Consider the following 3,591-nt stretch of genomic DNA (forward strand, 5'->3'; position numbering starts at 1 on the left):
TTTTCTCCCCATTTCGTCGAATAGAAGTTCGGACCAAATCAGGTCTCCGCACAGATCCATGAAACCAGGGCAGCTCGTCACATAGAGAATAGATGACTAATTCATCCGCTTCAGCGGCTCTTACTTTTGTTGATAAATAGATTGCCATCAACTCATGAGCAAATTTCCCCGGACCAATCGCCTTAAGAACTATACTTCCCGAGATTTCCTTCACCCGCTCAATAGCGTTCACGATGATTTGACGATCAATGTTTTCGTTCTTTAACAACAACGAAAACTTCCGAAACAGACGATCATAATATTCATGATCTGAAAGTTCGTCTGCCAGCTTCCGTATATATTTGGAAGAGGAGACTAAGGTCCGTAAACCTTTATCCTTACCTGCATTTGATTTGTACTTTATTATTTGTGCTTTGGAGGAGATTTGACGCAACAACGATTTGTCCAGATAACGGTCTATAATGAGCGACCAATTAAATTGCTCGTGCATATAATTAATCAGTTCAGTATCTGACTGCCTGGTAAGCGAGATCACATTCCGTAACAAATAATGCTCATCCGAGTCCAGAGCTTCATTGTTATGGAGCATATATTGCATCTGATAATAATATTGCATGACCTTTGGCAGCTTTTCACTGACCAGGCTGATCCGTTTAATCGCATCATCCTTTTTAAGCGGCTCTCGATAGATCGTATCAAACCAGTTATCAGAATTTGTAATCGACACCTTCTCCTGACGGTACTGAACACTGGATGACTGACCGAAGTAGTTCACCAACACGCCAATATCCGCATCTTGGAGAGCTGCAGTCACTGATCTCATCATGGCATTAATTGACTGCTCAGCAATGACCTGAATTTCTACTTTCGGAAAGCTGTAGTGTCTTTCCGCATACTGCTCCTCCTGGGAAATCCAGTTATTCAGATCCTCATAGATCTCTGCTCCACTAGTTCCACTATGGATGACAGCTTTCACTTTGCGTATATCCGTATACTTGAAAATATGATCAATCAAGCGTTTAACATAATCGGCATGCGCACAATATAGAAAAACTATATCCAGACAATCACGAGCATGCGGGTACACTTCAAGATATATTTTGACAGTAGAAAGGAACTCTTCAGCAAATGTACCGACAAGCTGTTCTTCACCGCTACTCTTGCCATTAAGTGCAAACGTCCCTTCCCCCATTCGTTCTTGCCTTTCGATCAGATATTGATCCGGACCTCCATGAACGGCAAAATAATACGGGGTGAGACGGGAAGTCCTCTCCTGTACCTGCCGGAAGTAGGCGTCCAAATCACTAATAGCAGTTAAAGAACCCTGCCGAGAAGATAACCAGTTCAATAATTCAGTTTTAATCAATGAAATTCGTTTAGAATACCCAAGAAGGCGAATAGGATTTAGCAGGGTCAGAATACGTTCTTGGGCAAGACCGACCCTTTCGGTCACCTTACAATTGTAGCTATCATATGCACCAATACAACTGATAAATTGAAAAATATCATTTGATATACGTGGTGATCGATGCGCTCTCTCTAAGAGGTTTTCTAGCCTTGCTTCAAGCTCGATCAGATCTATGCTACATAATCCGTTCTGAAAGGCTTTGGAGAGTTCTTCTGTATAAAAAGCTACAAAATCGCAAAAGTTATTTTCAGCCTCAACTATGTCTTTTTGTCTAAGAGCCAACTCTCCGAGTACTTTATCATTTACAAGCGAAATGACATTAATCGCTCTTACATCGTCTCCAGAAAATTTTTGCATATATGGGACATATTTATTATCCTGCATACATTCAATCATCCCGCACAACATACCGTCAAACGCCTTTACCAACTTAAACTTACTTTTGTCGACCTCCCTCCCATCTATGTAAAAATCAAGCTGGAAGGAGATATCATTCCCTTGTTTCTCGGAAGATAGATTCAACGAATCTTCATTAAACGAGATATACTCTGTACATTGCTCTAGTCGAAGCAAGTGAAATTTAAGTACCTTATCATACTGCTCACTCACATTTGTATCAGTTATACTTAGGATAAACCTTGCATCGGGACCCAACTGCTCAGTATGCCTCTCCAGCATGAGAATGCTCTCCCTCAACAAGGCATCACTTAGCTCCGAATATTCCGCTAGTTGTCGCTGGCGCACAATCGTACGTTCTAAATCCTGAAACAACTTGGAATTTTCCTGCAATTCACTTGAAAATTCGTCAATAAACTCCTGAATTTTATCAGGATTGGGATTTTCATCAATTGCTTCAATTACCTCGGATAACAGCCTATTTTTCTCTTCGGTCCAGGCTTCTTTGGATTCGACTGATTCCTTAAATTCGTTAATTCTTTCATTGAGTTTTTTCTTGCCAACCTTGAACAGAAAAGCAGAAGATATTTCATCATACTCATACCGAAACAGATCCGTTGATTGATTATGAATAAAGGCTAATGCCTGTTGCCGGAATTCATCCGGCGATACTTTCTGCCAAAGCTCATGTTGATCTTGTTCATCAGTAGTTCTTTCAATAAAAGCGTACAAATTTTCAATGAAATCCTCTTTGTTTGATAATCTTCCTTCTTTTTCTAATCGGGATAACTGAAAGTTTCGCTTCAGTCGTAGAAAGCCTTCATTTGATTTGATTTGAAGTTTACTATCACGGAACAATAACAGTTGGTCCAGATTCTTCTGAACTTTATCTACCATTGATAGTTGTGTATCCTCTATAATTGCAGCCAGAAATGCGAGTATATTACGCAATTGCGGCTCCGATATTCGACTATATATATTCATAAAGATCTGAAGGGTCTCCAGTTCTTCTCCATAATACCTATACTTTTCTGCAAGCAAATGATACAGAACCTCAAGTCCATCCGAACTCAAAAGACGGGCCTCGTCAATCGTAAAAATATTTTCCAAGCTCTGTGCTTCTGCTGATCGGTCATTCATAAAAATAAGTAGTGCGTCCCCAGTAGCATTGTTGTTACGCAGCCAGGTACTCGTTTCATGCTCCTTGCATTGATAGCGCTCGTAACCCTCCACTCTTGTCAGCGTCCTAATAATAGGTCGGTAATATGTAAAGAGCTTGTCTTCCTCTTCCTGAAATGCATATAACACATCACCCCAGGCCGCATCATCCATCCCAGAAATTCTCGTAAAAAGCTTGTCGCTATTCCCTTTCCTCTGTTCACTGAAATAACTGAGTACCAGTTCCACGACCCACCTTCCCAGTAACACTCTCGCAGAACTATGCATACTGGACCTCCTCGTTACGCGAAGTGTACGGATTTTGAATCATCGCAGTTGCGTCGGAAAATTCAATAAGTAACCCATTATGCCGTAATTTCTCGCGAAGCGCCTTCTCGTTATCTTGGAAATAACGAATATTGAGCCGTGATTTCTCATATTGTCCCGAAACCTTTGCCTCGCTCTCCCCTATCACAATTCCATAATCCTGATACAACACATTAAGGAAATCATTGTACTCCATTTTTTCACCAGGCTTCACTTTAGTGAATACGAGCATTTGTAAAAAGGAATCCGATATAGTATACCGATAATTTGAAGCCGAACCACGACGGTACGTAGCAAACCCT

At 40.8% G+C, this 3,591-nt stretch carries 2 pseudogenes; both read right to left on the minus strand.

Features of this window, described 5'->3' with window-relative positions:
* Positions 1-3,250: pseudogene (locus gpAD87_RS21410) on the minus strand (hypothetical protein); the annotation flags it as partial.
* A pseudogene (locus gpAD87_RS21415) lies at positions 3,243-3,591 on the minus strand (hypothetical protein); the annotation flags it as partial. The pseudogenes gpAD87_RS21415 and gpAD87_RS21410, both read right to left, overlap by 8 nt.

The sequence above is a fragment of the Paenibacillus sp. AD87 genome (assembly GCF_001659845.1).
GTDB lineage: Bacteria > Bacillota > Bacilli > Paenibacillales > Paenibacillaceae > Paenibacillus > Paenibacillus marchantiae.